Genomic DNA, 17,233 nt, shown 5'->3' with positions numbered 1-17,233 from the left:
AGAACGCCACGTCCTGTGGCAAAGACTGAGTGACCAACTTCGGTGCTGCTGCCGCTACGTTACACTACGCTTTCGCGCAAAAAACATCTGTTGGCCCAAAGCCTCCGGCGGATGTCACGGATTTTCAAAGGAATGAATTGTGGTGGCACAATTCATAATCCGGACGCAATTACGCCAAGGCGTATTTGATTACAATTCGAGGAGTGAAAAAATGAAACATTCAGTTAATTTGTCTAGATCGCTTTCTTTAACGTCTGTTGTTGTTACTGGGTTGGCCTTTATGGCTTTAACTACCGTGTTTAGCACATACGGCATAGCCTCTAAAATATCTCATGGAATGGTAGCTGGATCGTATGTAATTGCATTAATTGTGATGATGTTTACGGCTCATAGTTATGGTCAAATGGCAAAAGCGTACCCCATTGCGGGATCTGCCTATACCTATGCGCAAAAAGCGATTAATTCTCATGTCGGTTTCTTAGTGGGATGGGCAATTTTAATGGATTATCTCTTGATCCCAATGGTTAACTTTTTACTATTTGGTATTTTCTTCTCAGCTGCAATACCTGAGGTTCCACAGTATGTTTGGATATTTACATTAGTAGTTCTTGTGACGTTTGTAAATGTTAAAGGTGTAAAGTTAAGCGCAAATATCAACATGATTGTAATAGGCTTATCGGTATTATTTATTATTGTCTTTTGCATCTTATCAGTTAAATCAATAGTAACTGGAACCGGGACTGGCACTTTATTTAACCTTGATCCCTTTATTAATACCGAGGAGTCATTTAAGTATATAGTTGCTGGTGCTGCACTATTATGTTTCTCTTTCCTCGGTTTTGATGCAGTTTCTACTTTTTCAGAAGAAGTAAAAAATCCGGAGAAAAACATACCGCGTGCAATATCTTTAGTAACAATAATTGGTGGATTATGTTTTGTAGTCGTATCTTATTTTGCACATAATGTTTGGCCAGATTATACGAGTTTTAAAGATGCTGATTCTGCTTCCTATGAAATTGCTTTCCTAGTAGGCGGGAATGCCTTACAAGCAGCATTCCTAGCAAAAACTGCAGTGGTTGTATTTGGTTCCGCGTCCGCATCTCAAGCAAGTGCTGCACGTGTATTATACGCAATGGGAAGAGATGGACAATTACCTAAAAATTTTTTTGGAAAACTAAATAAAAGAACGAGAACCCCGGTTAACAACATTTTATTAATTGGTCTTTTATCGTTATCTGCAATGTTTTTAAGTCTAACCTTTGTCGCGTCTTTCATTAACTTTGGCGCCCTACTTGCATTTACTGCTGTGAATCTATCCGTTGTTTTTTTATATTTCGGTAAGCGAAAAGAACGCTCTTTAAAGGGGATTATCTTCTATTTGATTTTTCCATTAATCGGCGCAGTACTGACAACTTGTTTGCTTTTCAATCTAGATGTTTATTCGATTGTTCTTGGTAGTATTTGGTTGGGTATTGGTGTTATTTATTTATTATTTATGACAAAAGGTCTTAAGCATAAACCACCAGTGCTCAATACAGTTCAGATTGAATAGTCGCAGTTTAAAACATTAATGAAGCAGCTAAAAATATGTTAAGGGGATGGATGAATGACAGATAACACTACGCTCAAAAGGTCCTTAGGTGTTTGGTCAATTGTTGCACTGGGATTAGGATATATGACGCCTACAGTGGTCTTTGATACGTTTGGAATTGTATCAAAATTAACAAATGGTGTAGTACCAATGGCGTATTTTGTCGCCTTGTTAGTAATGGTATTGACAGCGATTAGTTATGGAAAGATGGTACAGGTATTCCCGGCTGCTGGTTCAGCATATACATACACCCGGGAAACAATGGGGTCCCACCTTGGATTCCTTGTAGGATGGGCATCGTTATTAGATTATTTATTATTACCTTTAGTTAATGCATTAATTATTCGAATATATATGGAATCTCTGTTTCCGAATGTACCTGTCTGGATTTGGGTTTTTGCTTATGTCATTGTAGTTACTGCAATTAATGCTTATAGTATGGAATCAACATCCAGCTTAAACTTTATACTCGTTGTTTTCACGATTTGTTTAATAAGTATCTTCATAATACTTGCTTCTGTACAACTTTATCACGGTATGGGAAATGGTACTTTATTCACGATTCATCCACTATCACATGAAAATGTGAAATTAATGGCCGTATTAACTGGGGCAACAGTAGTGGCTTTCTCGTTTATCGGTTTCGACGCAATAACAATGTATACGGAAGAAGCAAAGGATACATCAACAGTTCCTAGAGCAATCCTACTTACTGTTTTAATCGGTGGGGGTATTTTCTTTATTGCTTCTTATTTTACACAAGCATTATTCCCGGATGTTTCTGTGTTCAAAAATGTAGATGATACATTGCCGGAAATTGGTTTATATGTAGGAGGGAAGTTATTCCAACTTCTTTTCATTGCAGGAGCTTTCGCTGCTACTGTAGCTTCAGGACTTGCATCTCATGCAAGTGCATCTCGTTTGCTGTTTGTTATGGGCAGAAATGGTGTACTTCCTAAAAAAACTTTCGGCTACTTACACCCTAAATTTAGAACGCCTGTTTTTACGATTGTTTTAACGGGAATCGTATCATTATTTGCAATAGGACCAAATTTAGAATTAATTGCTTCAGTCATTAACTTTGGGGCATTAATTGCATTCACATTCGTTAACCTCTCTGTTATTGTTCATTTCTATATTCGTCAGAAAAGGAGATCAGGCAGTGAAACCTTTAAGTACTTAATTATGCCTTCTTTCGGAGCATTAGCTACTGGAATTCTTTGGTATCATTTACACGCTGATGCATTTATAGGTGGAATCGTTTGGCTTATAATCGGAATCATTTACATGCTGTTTATAACAAGATTCTTTAAAAAAGAACTTGGAAGTATGGACTCTATTGATGACTTGGAGTCATTAGATAAAGAGATTTTTAATGAAGAGAAGATTCAAGTCTTGAACTAACTATTTAGAGGATGAGAGTCTCTTAGATAATCTTCCTCTTTTTAATGACACAAGAAGTAAATATAGGAGTGATTGCTTTGAAAGAAAAAATTCGACTGTATATAGAAGAAAATAAAGAAGAATTATTTAAAACAATTCAAGATGTCGTACGTATAAAAAGCGTTGTTGGTAATGAACAAGAGATGCAATTATACATGAAAAAAAAATATGAAGAACTTAACTTGATTTTGCATGAGATTGAACCAAAATATGAGAAGGTTTCAGCTCATGAAGCGTTTATTGATTCAGGTATTCCGTTTGAAGACCGAAAAAATATTATCGGAATACATAAAGGTGTCTCCAATGGTAAGTCATTAACGATTCATGGACATGTAGATGTTGTTTCTCCAGAACCATATTCAAACTGGACGATGGACCCATGGAGTGGAGATATTATTGGAAACAAGTTATATGGTCGAGGCTCTGCCGATATGAAAGCAGGACTTATTTCAAATTGGTTCGCATTGAAAACATTAATTGATTTAGGTTATCCAATTGCTGGAGATGTTCAGCTACATTCAGTAATAGAGGAAGAAGCTGGTGGTGGAGGCGGAGCTTTAGCATGTTTGGAGGAAGGCTTCGTAACAGATGGGTACATTTCGACAGAGCCACATAATTTGAATATGACAATAAGTCATGGGGGGATTATGTATTTCCGAGTGTACGTAAAGGGAAGAACAGCGCATGCTGGTTTAGCGCATGAAGGCATAAATGCTATTTCAAAAATGATGAAAATCCTTAGTGCGCTGGATGAATTAAGTGAATGGCGTGCTAAAAATGTTAAGTTCGATTTATTTGAAAAGGGGTCTGGACAGTCCGTTCACTTAAACTTAGGTGTACTAAAAGCTGGGGACTGGGTATCGACAGTTCCAGGAGAAGCGATCCTCGAAGGAAGAATTGGTTTTATCCCAGGGGAAACTCGTGAAGAAATTAAGCAACTAGTACAAGACACAATTATGAAATCGGTCTTAGGCGATGAGTGGATGGATAAAAATCCACCTGTTATAGAGTGGTTTGGATGGTCAACGGAGCCATGGTACCAAGATCCTGAGAACCCTTTTGTAAAATTATTCATCGAAAATGCAGAAGATGTTATGGGACATAAAGTAATAATGGTTGGAAGAGCTGGAGGAAATGATGCACGATTTACTCAGTATTACGGAAAACAAGGATTGTGCTTTGGACCAATTGGAGAAAATATGCATGGACCAGATGAATGTGTTCATTTAGATAGCGTAGTAGAAGTAACTAATGTTTTAGCAAATTATATTATTAAGTGGAGCGAGAGTTAATCATCGTTAACTTTTGGGAATATCCATTTCAAATTAATATAGTATCACTCATAATGCTTCTAGCTTGGGTAGCTGAATGATTAGGAATGTTATGGAAAAAGGGGTAGGCTTAATGCAATGGGTTAGATTTAAAAGAAAAACTAGCATTAAAAATGACACAAGAAATGCACAAACTAACGAATAAGTGAGGATTATTTGTACACTAAAAAAACTTTTAATCGGGAAATTAGTAGTGTGGAAAAATATTTGATAAAACAAATCTCTCTTAACAATTAAAACGACGAAACAATTCCTGCATTCTTAATTGATTGAAAATTAAATTAATTTATTTCCGAAATGTAAGTAAATCAAATGTTAGTAGTTGGCAAACTTATTGTTTAAAAACATTTAAAGAGAGGATGTATTTTTATGAAAAGAAATTATTCTGTTGAAGAATTTAAAGTGTTAGACCAAAAGCATTTTCTACACCCTACTTCACCAGTAAAGACGGAAAATGGACCGGCATTTATTTTTACAGAAGGAAAAGGTGTTTATCTGTATGATATTACAGGTAAAAAAGTTATTGATGGTATGTCTTCACTTTGGAATGTGAATATCGGACATGGTAGAACAGAACTTGGTGAAATAGCGAAGGAACAAATGGATAAATTAGCCTTCAGTTCTTGTTTTGCAACGTTTAGTAATGAGCCTGCTATTCTATTAGCAAAAAAGTTAGCAGAATTAGCACCTGGTGATTTAAATACTACATTTTTTACGTCCGGTGGTTCCGAATCCAATGATAGCGCCTATAAATTGGCTCGTCATTATTGGATATTAAAAGGGGAAACTTCTCGAAAAAAAATTATTTCAAGATCGAGATCTTATCACGGGGTGGCAATCGGTGCTACAAGTGCGACGGGTTTAAAAGGATTTCGTGATTTTACAAATTCTAATGCACCGGATTTTCTATTCGTAGATCATTTCTCCATACAGGCTTTACGTGATTTGATTGAAACTGAAGGTCCAGAAACAATAGCAGCTTTCATCACCGAGCCAGTACAAGGTGCAGGGGGGGTGCACGTTGCACCGGATAATTATTTCAAAGAAATTCGTGAAATTTGCAATGAGTACGGTATTTTGATGATAACTGATGAAGTTATCACAGGATTTGGTAGGACGGGTAAGTTTTTTGCGATGGAACATTTTAATGTGGTACCGGATATGATGTGCTTTGCAAAAGGTGTTACTAGTGGATATGCACAATTAGGTGGTGTAATGATCTCAGAGAAAATACATCAAGAATTTTCTGAGTTATCAGAAGGAACTATGTTGCATGGATACACTTATAGTGGTCATCCAATGGCCTGTGCAGTTGGGTTGAAAAACATTGAAATTATAGAGAAAGATAATTTAGTAGCAAATGCAGAAATTCGTGGTCAAGAACTATTAGCAGGGTTAAAAGTATTACAAGCGAAGTATCCATTTATTGTAGATGCAAGAGGTTTAGGTTTAATGGCAGGTATAGAAATCTCTTATGAAGGTAGACTCCTCGCTCCGCAAATAGTGACAGAGGCAGCAAAGTTGGGATTAATATGTCGCTCTGTTGTACTAGATGCTCAAGATATTGTTGTATTTTCACCACCATTATCAATAAGCCAAAAGGAGTTAAGAGATTTATTAGATATTCTAGAAAATGCGATTCAAGAAGTAGAGAATCAGGTATTAGCAAATAAGTTGTAATACGAAAGGTGAGGTAATTATAATGAGGAAAAATTTATTTATCAATGGGGATTGGGTGGAAGCAGCAGAGTATACAGAATTATGCTCACCATTATAGTAGCGAGGTCATTGCAGAAATACCAAAGGCAAATGTCGAGGAAGTAGAAGCAGCTTTAGTAGCTGCCGATGCTGCACGTAAAACGATGGCGAATATGCCTTTGTATAAGCGTGCGATTATTCTTGAAAAATTAGCTTCTTTATTAGAAGCACGTGCTGAAGAAGCAGCAGAGCTAATAGCACTAGAAGCAGCCAAGCCTATTTCAACTGCCAAAGCAGAAGTTCAGCGTACAATTCAAACGTATAAATTTGCTGCTGAAGAAGCAAAGCGAATACACGGAGAAACAATTCCTGTGGATGCTGCCCCAGGTGGAGACGGGCGCATTGCCTATACGGTTCGTGAACCATTAGGCATCGTGGCAGCTATTACACCATTTAATTTCCCAATGAATCTAGTAGCTCATAAAGTAGGGCCAGCAATTGCATCAGGTAACACAGTTGTATTAAAACCAGCAAGTCAAACACCATTAACTTCCTATTTTATTGGTGAATTATTAGTAGAGGCAGGATTACCGAAGGGTGCGTTAAATATCGTTACTGGTGCAGGTTCTTTAATTGGTAACAAATTAGTCACGGATAATCGCGTGAAAAAGATTTCTTTTACAGGTAGCCCCGCTGTAGGTATTGGCATACGCAATCAAGCAGGTCTTAAGAAAGTAACGCTTGAATTGGGTTCTAATGCGGCTGTTATTATCGACGAAAATGTTAATATTGATAAATTAATTCCACGTGTCGTTTCCGGTGCATTTGCATTCCAAGGGCAGGTATGTATTTCAGTTCAACGAATCTATGTTCACGAAAAAATGTATGATTTGTTTGTAGATAAATTTGTAGCAGCTACAAAAGAGTTGAAACTTGGTGATCCCCTAGATCCTACAACGGATGTTTCAGCCTTAATTAGTCCACAAGATGTAAAACGAACATTAAGTTGGATTGAAGAAGCAAAGGGGCAAGGGGCAATTATTGCAACTGGTGGAGAATCTGAAGGGAATATCTTACAACCTACCGTACTATTAAATGTAAAACCGGAGCAGAAGGTTTCCTGTCAGGAGGTATTCGCACCAATCGTATCTATTATGAAGTTTACATCTATTCAAGAGGCATTTGATCAAGTAAATGACTCCAAATATGGTTTGCAAGCTGGTATTTATACGGATAATATCCATGTTGCTTTACAGGCAACGCAAAAACTCCATGTAGGTGGTGTCATTATAAATGATATTCCTACATTCCGTTTAGATCATCTACCATATGGTGGCGTAAAGGAAAGTGGTATGGGAAGAGAAGGGCTGAAGTATGCAATTGAGGAAATGACAGAAATGAAACTTGTAGTTATAAACCAAAACTAATAAAAAAATAGGTAGGAGGAAATATAATGATAATTGGTGTACCTAAAGAAATAAAAAATAATGAAAATCGAGTAGGAATTACTCCAGCAGGTGTTGTGGCTTACAAAAAAGGTGGTCATGAAGTAATAATTGAATCGAGTGCAGGGCTAGGTAGTGGATTTACAGACCAAGATTATTTAGATGTAGGCGCTCAAATTACTAAATCGACTAAGGAAGCTTGGGATGTTGATATGGTGATTAAAGTGAAGGAGCCGATTCGGGAGGAGTACAAATATTTTAAAGAGAATCTAATTCTCTACACATACCTACATTTAGCTCCAGAGCCAGAATTAACGAAAGCTTTGCTTGAAAGTAAAGTTACTGGAATTGCTTATGAAACAATTCAATTAGATTCAGGTGCATTACCGTTGTTAACACCAATGAGTGAAGTTGCAGGCCGAATGTCTGTACAAATTGGTGCACAGTTTTTAGAAAATTCCAAAGGAGGCAAAGGAGTTCTCTTAGGTGGTATTCCCGGTGTTGCACCTGGAAATGTAGTGATTGTAGGTGCTGGAGTTGTTGGGACGAATGCTGCGAAAATGGCAGTAGGATTAGGTGCAAACGTAACAATTTTAGACGTAAATATTACACGCTTAAGTCAAATAGATGATATGTTCCAAGGACGTGTTCGTACACTTGCATCAAATACCTACAATATCGCTGAAGCAGTGAAAACAGCAGATTTGTTAATTGGTGCTGTGCTAATTCCAGGTTCACGTGCACCACAATTAGTTTCAAAAGAAATGATTCAAACGATGCAAAAGGGGTCGGTTGTAGTGGATGTAGCGGTAGATCAAGGGGGTTCCATTGAAACAATTGATCGAATTACTACTCATAGTAATCCTACTTTTGAAGTATACGGTGTTGTGCATTACGCAGTTGCGAATATGCCAGGTGCTTGCGCGCGTACCTCAACAATGGGCTTGTCAAATGTAACTGTTCCATACGGTTTGCAAATAGCTAATAAAGGCTATCGCCAAGCTGCTTTAGATAATCCTGTTTTAGCGAAGGGGATAAACGTAGTAAATGGAAAAATAGTATATAAAGCGGTAGCTGATGCACATGGATTACCATATACGGATCTACAAGTAGAATTAGCAGCAGATTCAACTTCGGCGTTAGCAGTTAAATAGAATAAGAGAAATAATGTTATTTGAAATAAAAAGAAGGTGAAAATTGGGAGGGAACGTAATCTAGCAGCTTTCACCTTCTTTTCTATTTTTATATTTCGACCTATTAATATAGTGGTGAATAGATATTAATACTAGCCTCTTGTTGGATAAGGGTATGTTTCCATAACTTTTTTTTCACGGATTCGACCTTGTTTATTGTGTACAAGCAATTCAGATTTTTGGTTTATGGCGATATCTCAACCATATTGTTGCTTCATATAGCCATTTTGCAACGCCACATCCAACCAATAGATTAATTCGTTATTGAGAACTAAAAGCATTTCAACCATATCAAATCATAAAACTACTTTTAATAACAGGTTTTTAACGTTACCTATCATTCATATATATATAGTAAAAGCTAATAGGGGTAGAAATCATTGGACAAACAAAATAGCAAATATAGATGGGTTGTATTTGTTTCTGTATTATTTACTTATTTGTTAATGGCGAGTCAACGAACCGCCCCAGGACTGATTACAGACCAATTGATGCGAGATTTTAATGTAACAGCATCAACGATTGGGTTATTGACGAGTATACAATTTTTTGTCTACACGAGTTTACAAATTCCGATGGGTATTTTAGCTGATCGATTTGGGCCAAATTTTTTTCTAATTATTGGTGCTACTCTTACAGGTTTAGGGACAATTGTTTACAGTATGGGTACACATGAATTCGTCCTGTTTTTTGCCAGAATACTAACTGGGGTAGGGGATGCGACCATATGGGTTAACATGGTGCTAATTTTGGCTCAATGGTTTCAACCAAAGGAATTTGTTCGATTAATTGGCCTGGCGGGCATGACAGGAAGTCTTGGTTTCTTATTGGCGACAGTACCTTACTCCACGTGGATCCTTTTATTTGGTTGGAGGGTAACATTTTTCTCAGTAGGACTACTATTATGTTTATGTGGCATTCTCCTTTATTTTGTACTTGTAAAAAAAACAAAACAAATTTTGGGGGATGAGCAAGTAGTTGAACTAACAGAAGTGCAACGTGAAAAAACATCCGTTTTACTCCGAAGAATATTTTCAAATCCGCAATCATGGGCTCTATTCTTTTGCCATTTTGGGGTAGTCGGCGGTTATGTAGGGTTTATCAGTTCGTGGGCAGTACCATATGGGATGAATATGTATGACATGACTCGTTCAGATGCCAGCCAACTAATTATGATCGGTCTTATCGGGGCACTTATTGGAGCACCTCTAGCTAGTTGGGTTTCAAGTCGGTTAGAAACAATTAAAAGACCGTATATTGTCGTTCATATCATTGTTTTATTAGGGTGGTTATCTTTCCTTTTATGTAATGGGCATCCTTCTTTTGTCTATCTAATTATTATTTTCTTTATCATTGGCTTTGGATATGGGGCAAGTGCATTAACCTTTGCAGCTGTTCGTCAATCTTTTAAACTGGAGGAATCAGGAATTGTTTCAGGGATTGCGAATACGGGCGGCTTTCTAAGTGCTGTATTGCTACCGATCATTTTTGGATATATATTGGACCATTTTCAATCAACTTCAGGAAATTTAATGGATGGATATTACTATGGTTTCATCACGCCGGTTATCTTCTCCATCGTTGGTTTGATTGGAGTGACTTCATTTAAGGAAACATAAATAAGATAACAAGCAGGGGTGAAGAGCATGGAAGCAAAGCAACCATTCTCTGCTCCTGTTTTTTATTCCTTTACTAACCTGATTTACAGGGTATAGGCTTATCTCCAAAAGTTGTGGATGAAATTTGTTAAACGTATACCTTGTATATAAGTTGATTGGAGTGGAGGCTGGACGCCCCCAGGAAAGCGCCCAGCCGGAACGGAAATCAATTACACGTTTTGGTGAAGAGCCAGGGTATATAAAAACAGTAAGATGTTAGGTATAATTATTATTTAAGAAAAGAAAAATTATGATTAGATTAAATCTAGTATAGAAGGGGGAGAAAACTTAAATTGACGAATAATAATAAAACGGTTATCCGTTCTATGGATATATTAAATTTATTTATCGAACATACTGAACTGACATTTCAAGAAGTAATTGAGTTATCAGGAATCCCTAAAACCTCTGCTTTCCGCATGTTGAAATCTTTTGAGGAAATGGAATTTTTAGAGAAGGGAACTGATGCAAAATATAGGTTAGGTATTCTCTTCCTTAAATTTGGACATCTAGTATCAATGCGCCTAGATGTGCGAAAAATTGCAGAACCAATTATGAATGAGTTACATAATGATGTAAAAGAAGCGATTAATTTAATCGTTCGTGATGGTGACGATGCTGTTTATATCGAGAAAATAGATACAAAGCAAAAAGTTCGACTCTACACAGCAATTGGTAGAAAAAGTCCTCTTTACGCAGGAGCATGCCCTCGTGCTGTATTATCCTTTTTACCGGATGCAGACATAAAGGAATATCTTGAATCGGTAGAACTTAAATCATTTGCAATGGGGACGATTACGGAAAAAGCAAGGCTTTTTGAAACGATTATGCAGGCTAGAGAACTAGGTTATACAATTAGCCATTCAGAATTAGAAAATTATACATCTGCTGTTGCTGCTCCGATATACGATCATAAAGGAGAGGTCGTTGCAGCAATGAGTATTGCGGGACTAGAAACCAATTATCAAGGGGAAAACGTTGAAATCTACGTCGATAAACTTAAGAAGGCTACCGCACAAATTTCTAAACAATTAGGGTATGAACAACTTTAAAAAATGGGTAGTCTCAAATGTTATTTGAGATTACCCATTTTGCATTGGAGTTGCTAATTTTTAGAAGATATTATTATCTATATATGCCATAACCTTTTTAAACGGAGCCCAAATGCTAATTCACTTCGTTTTCTTTCTTGATGTATTAATGCCAATTGAGCTTCTTCCAGAGTGACCTCTTTAAAATAGACGCGACCATTTGCTTGCATTTGTGCTAAAGATGGTAAATCGGCAGAAATCACTTGAGCTATTTTAGGATATCCACCAGTTGTTTGACGATCTGCCATTAAAATAATAGGTTGCCCATTGGAGGGCACTTGAATCGTTCCAAATGTAACTCCTTCGGATAATAATTCAAATGGTTCTTTTAATTGAATTGCTTCTCCTTCTAATCGATAGCCCATTCGATCTGCGTGTGTTGTGATGGTGTAGGGTGTTGAAAGGAATTTTTTTAAACTCTCTTCATCGAAACGCTCATATTCAGAGCCTCTTATAAAGCGAATTGTTTGCGTTTTTTTAAATGTAACAAAGGATGTGTAATCAGCTGACCAAGGAAGGTACGTTGGTTCTTTTTTTAATTGTTCAAAAAGATCCTCTCCTAACTCTGATCGTCTATCTAATTCAAGGACATCATTCTTCAGCAATTTTCTTCCTTTAAATCCTCCAAATCCAGCACGTATGTAGGTACTTTTACTGCTCATCACTTCGGGCACTTGAATTCCGCCACTAAACGATACGTACGCTCGGCAACCACTAATCGCAGTATTAAATTTTAAAACAGAGCCTTTTTGAATGAAAAGTGGTCGCCACATTGGTGCTTCTTTTCCGTCTATTGTAGGTTGTAAATTGCCACCTGTAATTGCAATAAGTTCATCCGTTTCGAATAAAAGGGATGTTCCATAAAGGGTCACCTCAAGAGCGCCTTCTCCTTCCGAATTTCCAACAAGTAAATTCGCAATTCGTAAGGAAATTGAATCCATTGCTCCTCCGACGATAACACCAAACTTTTGTAGCCCATATCTTCCTAGATCTTGAATGGTTGCCTGCATACCTGGCTGTAATACTTTTATGCCCATGTTTTCATCTCCCAATCGCTCTTATATTCTTCCAACGAAATTGGTACAAACTTAATTCGATCACCCGGTTGTAATAAGGTTGGAGGAGATTGTTCAGGTAGAAACAAACGAGAAGGTGTTTGTCCGATGATTTGCCATCCCCCTGGAGTTTCTAATGGGTAAATACCTGTTTGATTTCCCGCAATTCCAACAGATCCCGGAGAAATCGATAACTGTGGAGTTTCTTTACGAGGTGTTGCTATTTGTTTGTCCATTCCTCCCATAAACGGAAAACCTGGAGCAAACCCTATCATGTAAACAAGATATTCTACAGAAGAGTGAATGTTAATAACTTCATTAGGTGTTAACCCATGATAAGAGGCTACAAATTCTAAATCTGGTCCCATTTCACCACCATATACTACAGGGATTTTTACGACACGTTCCTTTGTTGTTTCAACTATGTGAGATTGATTCATTAAAGAAAGAATTGTTGCTTTCACCTTTTCGTAAGGCAGTTCGCCTTCTTTACCTATATTAGAAAAGTATACTTCAATCGGATTGTAATAAACCGTCACATTATTATAGGCAGGTACAACCTCGATGAATCCTTTAAATGGATTTCTCTCTAATAAGTTCAATATATTTTTAACTTTGTTGTGAACTGCCTCACTGATTCCTTCACCTACATGAATGACTAGTGCAGAATCACTCAAAGGTCTTATCTGTACATGCTCTTTTAAATTCATCATAAAAACCATCTCCTGAAGTTTCGTAATTCGGTATGTAAGTTTTAAATAACGGATTATTAATAGTATATTTAAACAATAAACGAAAACAAGTTTAATTTAAATGAAAATTTCCAAAAAAAAATTATTTCTCAAAATTTCAAATTTATACTTTTCAGTAATAATAAAATATGATAAGATTTTTTTAAATTTCAAAACTTAAGTTCCGAATATCGGTACGAAATATTGTAAACGTATTCAGTGAAATTATTTTAGTGGGAAGAAAATGGGGGAAGAAGATGTTTCGAGTTGATTTAAACTGTGATTTAGGGGAAAGTTTTGGTCGTTATCGACTTGGAGAGCAAGAAGAAATCTTAAAATATGTAACCTCTGCTAATATTGCTTGTGGATTCCATGCTGGAGATCCAACAGTCATGCGAGAGACAGTTAAGCTAGCCATTGCTAATGGGGTGAAAATCGGGGCACATCCAGGATTACCGGATTTAAATGGCTTTGGACGACGTGAGATGAACATCACACCACAGGAAGCCTATGATATGGTTATTTATCAAGTTGGAGCATTGCAAGGTTTTCTAACGACTTACAATGAAACGATGCAGCATGTTAAGCCACATGGAGCACTTTATAATATGGCTGCTAAAAATCCAGCGATTGCTGAGGCAATTGCACAAGCCATTTATGATATTTCACCTTCACTTGTGTTATTCGGCCTTTCAGGTAGTGAATTGACAAAAGCCGGAGAAAAAGTAGGGCTTCAAACAGCCCATGAAGTGTTTGCAGATCGTACCTATCAGAAGGATGGTTCTTTAACATCTCGTAAACAACCTGATGCATTGATTACCGATAAGGAACAAGCTGTGAATCAAGTTGTGAGAATGGTGAAAGAGGGAATTGTGCTGTCACAACAGCAAATCGATGTCCCATTACAGGCAAATACTATTTGTATTCATGGGGATGGGGAACATGCTGTAGAATTTGCACAATATATTCATTCAAGATTAGCAGAACATCAAATATCAGTACGTGCAATCAAGGAGGGGTAAGCCAATGGTAGCAAAAAAATCGGAAGTTAGTGAAGCGGGAATCGAGCAAGAGAAAAAAGGTAAATTTGTTAAGAAAACAGCAAGTAAAAGTGTATTAATAGGAGCTGCCTTTTTAATGGCTACCTCATCTATCGGACCAGGTTTTTTAACACAAACGACAGTATTTACACAGCAATTAGCGGCTAGCTTTGGATTTGTCATTTTAATTTCATTAATTCTAGATATTGTCGCACAGGTAAATGTTTGGCGAATCATTGCTGTTTCTGGCTTGCGAGGGCAAGAAATTGCCAATAAAGTGTTACCCGGATTAGGAGTTCTCCTTGCACTTATGATTGTTATAGGTGGTTTAGCATTCAATATTGGTAACGTTGCTGGAGCTGGATTAGGGTTAGATGCAATGCTTGGCATAGATCCAATTATAGGTGCCATTGTCAGTGCACTTTTTGCTATTTTTATATTTATCTATAAAGAAGCAGGGAAGGCAATGGACAAGGTTGCGCAAATTGCTGGCGGTGTCATGATTCTACTCATGCTATTCGTTGCTTTTAAAACTTCACCACCTGTAGGAGAAGCGATTGTGAACACCGTTTGGCCTAAAGAAATTAGCTGGTTTGCGATTGTAACCTTGGTTGGTGGATCAGTTGGAGGTTACATTACTTTTGCTGGTGGTCACCGCCTTTTGGACGCTGGCATCAAAGGACAAGAATCATTGCCAGAAGTAACAAAAAGCTCTGTGACAGGGATATTGATTACTGGCGTAATGCGTATTGCTTTATTTTTAGCCGTTCTTGGTGTTGTTTCAAAAGGTTTAGTTATTGATCCTGCCAATCCACCTGCATCTGTATTCCAACTAGCTGCGGGTAATATCGGTTATCGTATGTTTGGTATGATTATGTGGGCTGCAGCGATTACTTCTGTTGTAGGTGCAGCTTATACATCCGTTTCATTTATTCGTTCATTCCACCCTAGCATTGAGAAATATCATAATTGGGTGATTATAGCATTTATCGTTATTTCAACAACAACTTTTGCCTTGGTTGGAAAACCTGTTAATGTGTTAATTTTGGTAGGTGCATTAAATGCACTAGTTTTACCATTATCACTTGGCATTATATTAGTTGCTGCACACAAAAAAGAAATTGTTGGTACATATAAGCATCCACGTTGGTTAACTGTCACTGGAGCAATTGTAGTTGTACTTATGGGGTATCTCAGCATTAATACATTAATTGAAGAAATCCCTAAAATTTTTAGTTAATCTAACAAAACCATCCATGAGCATTTTTTCATGGATGGTTATTTAATAAGGAGTGAATGGATGATGACAACATATAGTGCTTTAGAGCCGAATGAAATCCGTAAACTTATTCGCCATCAAGAAATTTCTGGACCAACTTCTGGCATGTCGATTGGGTTTACACAAGCAAATTTAGTAATTTTGAAGAAGGAGCATGCCTTTGACTTTCTACTATTTTGTCAGCGAAATCCAAAGCCATGCCCATTATTAGACGTGACAGAACCTGGATCATTTATACCTTCAAAAATTGCTGAAAATGCAGATATTCGCAAGGACATTCCGAAATATCGTATTTATCGGGATGGTATTTTAACTGAAGAAGTATTAGATATTACAGATTATTGGGAAGACGATATGGTAGGTTTTTTAATAGGGTGTAGCTTTACATTTGAAACACCGCTTCTTGAAGCGGGTATTCCAATAAGACATATTCAAGAAAACTGTAATGTGCCAATGTATAAAACAAATATCGCGTGTGAAAAAGCAGGTGTGTTTGAAGGACCAACTGTTGTCAGTATGCGACCTATGACACCAGAGGATGCGATTCGTGCAATCCAAATTACTTCGCGCTTTCCAAATGTACATGGTGCACCAATTCATATTGGTAGTCCAGAACAAATAGGGATTACGGATATTTCAAAACCTGATTTCGGTGATGCCGTGTCGATTAAGCCAGGGGAAATACCAGTATTTTGGGCTTGTGGTGTAACCCCTCAGGCAGTAGCGATGGAAAGTAAACCTTCTATTATAATTACCCATGCACCGGGTCATATGCTAATCACTGATATAAAGGAAACAAGCTTGAGCATACTTTAAGGAGTGATCAGGGACATCTATTTATAGTAAGCGTCAAGAGGATGGACAAAACCAATTTCTGAAATCTAAAAAGCTGGTGAAATTTTACGACGAGTAAAATTCCATCAGCTTTAATTTTTTTTTGATGATAGTTTGTCAAATTAAGTGCAACAGTTGCTCATTAAATGCCTCGTTTGCAGTTTTCCAACCAAGACATTTTCTTGGTCGATTGTTGATATAGTTTAATGCTTCTGTTAGTTCTTCTGGTGATACTTCATCGAAATTTGTTTGCTTAGGGAAGAATTCGCGAAGTAATCCATTTCCATTTTCGTTACTTCCACGCTGCCAAGAAGAATAGGCATCCGCAAAATAAACATCAATTTTCAAGTCTTTTTCTAACACTTTATAGCAGCTAAATTCTTTACCTCGGTCTGTTGTGGCTGTTTTTATAGTGTCTTTTGGTAATTTAGTATGAAGTAGGCGTACTGCTCTTTCCATTGATTGAGCTGAGCGATCTGGTATCAAAAAGCCAACATACCATCGTGTCATTCGCTCAATAAATGTTGCTACACAACCTTTTGCTTTCCCACGTCCAGATACAACTGTATCTAATTCCCAATGTCCAAAGGTTTCACGTTTACGTACTTCTTTTGGGCGTTTAGAAATTGGTGTACCAATGTTAAATCTTCCCCTTGTTTCACGGGGTTTTTGGCGCTTTCCTTTTTGACGGAGAACGGTGGCAGGCACTTCTAAAAGTCCATCGTAAATCCAGCGATAGATAGTTTTAAAACTTAGCTGTCCTTGATACATGCGACCGACAATTTGTTCAGGCGACCAAGTATCCCACAACTTTTCTTGAACAGCTTCTTTTACTTCAGGCGTA

At 37.2% G+C, this 17,233-nt stretch carries 13 protein-coding genes and 1 pseudogene; 11 read left to right on the top strand and 3 right to left on the bottom strand.

What is annotated here, in order from left to right; all coding sequences use genetic code 11:
* The first annotated feature begins 211 nt into the window (after positions 1 to 211).
* The 8 genes and pseudogenes from ABE34_RS02570 to ABE34_RS02535 all read left to right on the top strand — a co-directional run bounded on the left by ABE34_RS02570 (position 212) and on the right by ABE34_RS02535 (position 11,411).
* Entirely contained in the window at positions 212 to 1,552 is a 1,341-nt protein-coding gene (locus ABE34_RS02570) for an APC family permease (RefSeq protein ID WP_197140250.1), read from the top strand.
* Positions 1,553 to 1,606: 54 nt separating this feature from the next.
* On the top strand, positions 1,607 to 2,995 hold the full coding sequence (locus ABE34_RS02565; RefSeq protein WP_197140248.1) for an APC family permease: 1,389 nt from the start codon (positions 1,607 to 1,609) through the stop codon (positions 2,993 to 2,995).
* 77 nt (positions 2,996 to 3,072) lie between these two features.
* On the top strand, positions 3,073 to 4,326 hold the full coding sequence (locus ABE34_RS02560) for an ArgE/DapE family deacylase (RefSeq protein WP_197140246.1): 1,254 nt from the start codon (positions 3,073 to 3,075) through the stop codon (positions 4,324 to 4,326).
* 408 nt (positions 4,327 to 4,734) lie between these two features.
* Positions 4,735 to 6,045: an aspartate aminotransferase family protein gene (locus ABE34_RS02555; protein ID WP_197140244.1), complete on the top strand. Its 1,311-nt coding sequence runs from the start codon at positions 4,735 to 4,737 to the stop codon at positions 6,043 to 6,045.
* A gap of 22 nt (positions 6,046 to 6,067) precedes the next feature.
* Positions 6,068 to 7,490: pseudogene (locus ABE34_RS02550) on the top strand (aldehyde dehydrogenase family protein).
* Positions 7,491 to 7,516: 26 nt separating this feature from the next.
* On the top strand, positions 7,517 to 8,662 hold the full coding sequence (ald, locus tag ABE34_RS02545) for an alanine dehydrogenase (RefSeq protein WP_197140242.1): 1,146 nt from the start codon (positions 7,517 to 7,519) through the stop codon (positions 8,660 to 8,662).
* A gap of 419 nt (positions 8,663 to 9,081) precedes the next feature.
* Positions 9,082 to 10,320, top strand: a complete 1,239-nt coding sequence (locus ABE34_RS02540; RefSeq protein ID WP_197140240.1) for an MFS transporter — start codon at positions 9,082 to 9,084, stop codon at positions 10,318 to 10,320.
* A 332-nt stretch (positions 10,321 to 10,652) separates the two neighbouring features.
* Positions 10,653 to 11,411, top strand: a complete 759-nt coding sequence (locus ABE34_RS02535) for an IclR family transcriptional regulator (RefSeq protein ID WP_197140238.1) — start codon at positions 10,653 to 10,655, stop codon at positions 11,409 to 11,411.
* A 77-nt stretch (positions 11,412 to 11,488) separates the two neighbouring features.
* On the opposite strand, the gene ABE34_RS02530 is transcribed toward ABE34_RS02535, so the two are convergent.
* Together ABE34_RS02530 and pxpB are read right to left on the bottom strand one after the other, a co-directional pair.
* On the bottom strand, positions 11,489 to 12,487 hold the full coding sequence (locus ABE34_RS02530) for a biotin-dependent carboxyltransferase family protein (RefSeq protein WP_197140236.1): 999 nt from the start codon (positions 12,485 to 12,487) through the stop codon (positions 11,489 to 11,491).
* Positions 12,478 to 13,218, bottom strand: coding sequence for a 5-oxoprolinase subunit PxpB (gene pxpB, locus ABE34_RS02525; RefSeq protein ID WP_197140234.1), 741 nt, complete (start codon positions 13,216 to 13,218; stop codon positions 12,478 to 12,480). Before pxpB ends, ABE34_RS02530 begins: the two co-directional genes overlap by 10 nt.
* Before the next feature lie 275 nt (positions 13,219 to 13,493).
* Between pxpB and ABE34_RS02520 the strand changes: the two genes are divergently transcribed.
* The 3 genes from ABE34_RS02520 to ABE34_RS02510 all read left to right on the top strand — a co-directional run bounded on the left by ABE34_RS02520 (position 13,494) and on the right by ABE34_RS02510 (position 16,371).
* On the top strand, positions 13,494 to 14,258 hold the full coding sequence (locus ABE34_RS02520) for a LamB/YcsF family protein (protein WP_197140231.1): 765 nt from the start codon (positions 13,494 to 13,496) through the stop codon (positions 14,256 to 14,258).
* Between the two features lie 40 nt (positions 14,259 to 14,298).
* Complete coding sequence (locus ABE34_RS02515) at positions 14,299 to 15,516, top strand: NRAMP family divalent metal transporter (protein ID WP_346655513.1); 1,218 nt, start codon at positions 14,299 to 14,301, stop codon at positions 15,514 to 15,516.
* Positions 15,517 to 15,579: 63 nt separating this feature from the next.
* Positions 15,580 to 16,371: a putative hydro-lyase gene (locus ABE34_RS02510; RefSeq protein ID WP_197140307.1), complete on the top strand. Its 792-nt coding sequence runs from the start codon at positions 15,580 to 15,582 to the stop codon at positions 16,369 to 16,371.
* Positions 16,372 to 16,506: 135 nt separating this feature from the next.
* Here ABE34_RS02510 and ABE34_RS02505 read toward each other — a convergent pair.
* A partial coding sequence (locus ABE34_RS02505; protein WP_197140227.1) for an IS30 family transposase occupies positions 16,507 to 17,233 on the bottom strand: 727 nt, incomplete at its 5' end.

Source organism: Lysinibacillus sphaericus (assembly GCF_015844675.1).
GTDB classification, from domain to species: Bacteria; Bacillota; Bacilli; order Bacillales_A; family Planococcaceae; genus Lysinibacillus; species Lysinibacillus sphaericus_E.
This window is presented reverse-complemented; position numbering and strand designations above follow the sequence as displayed.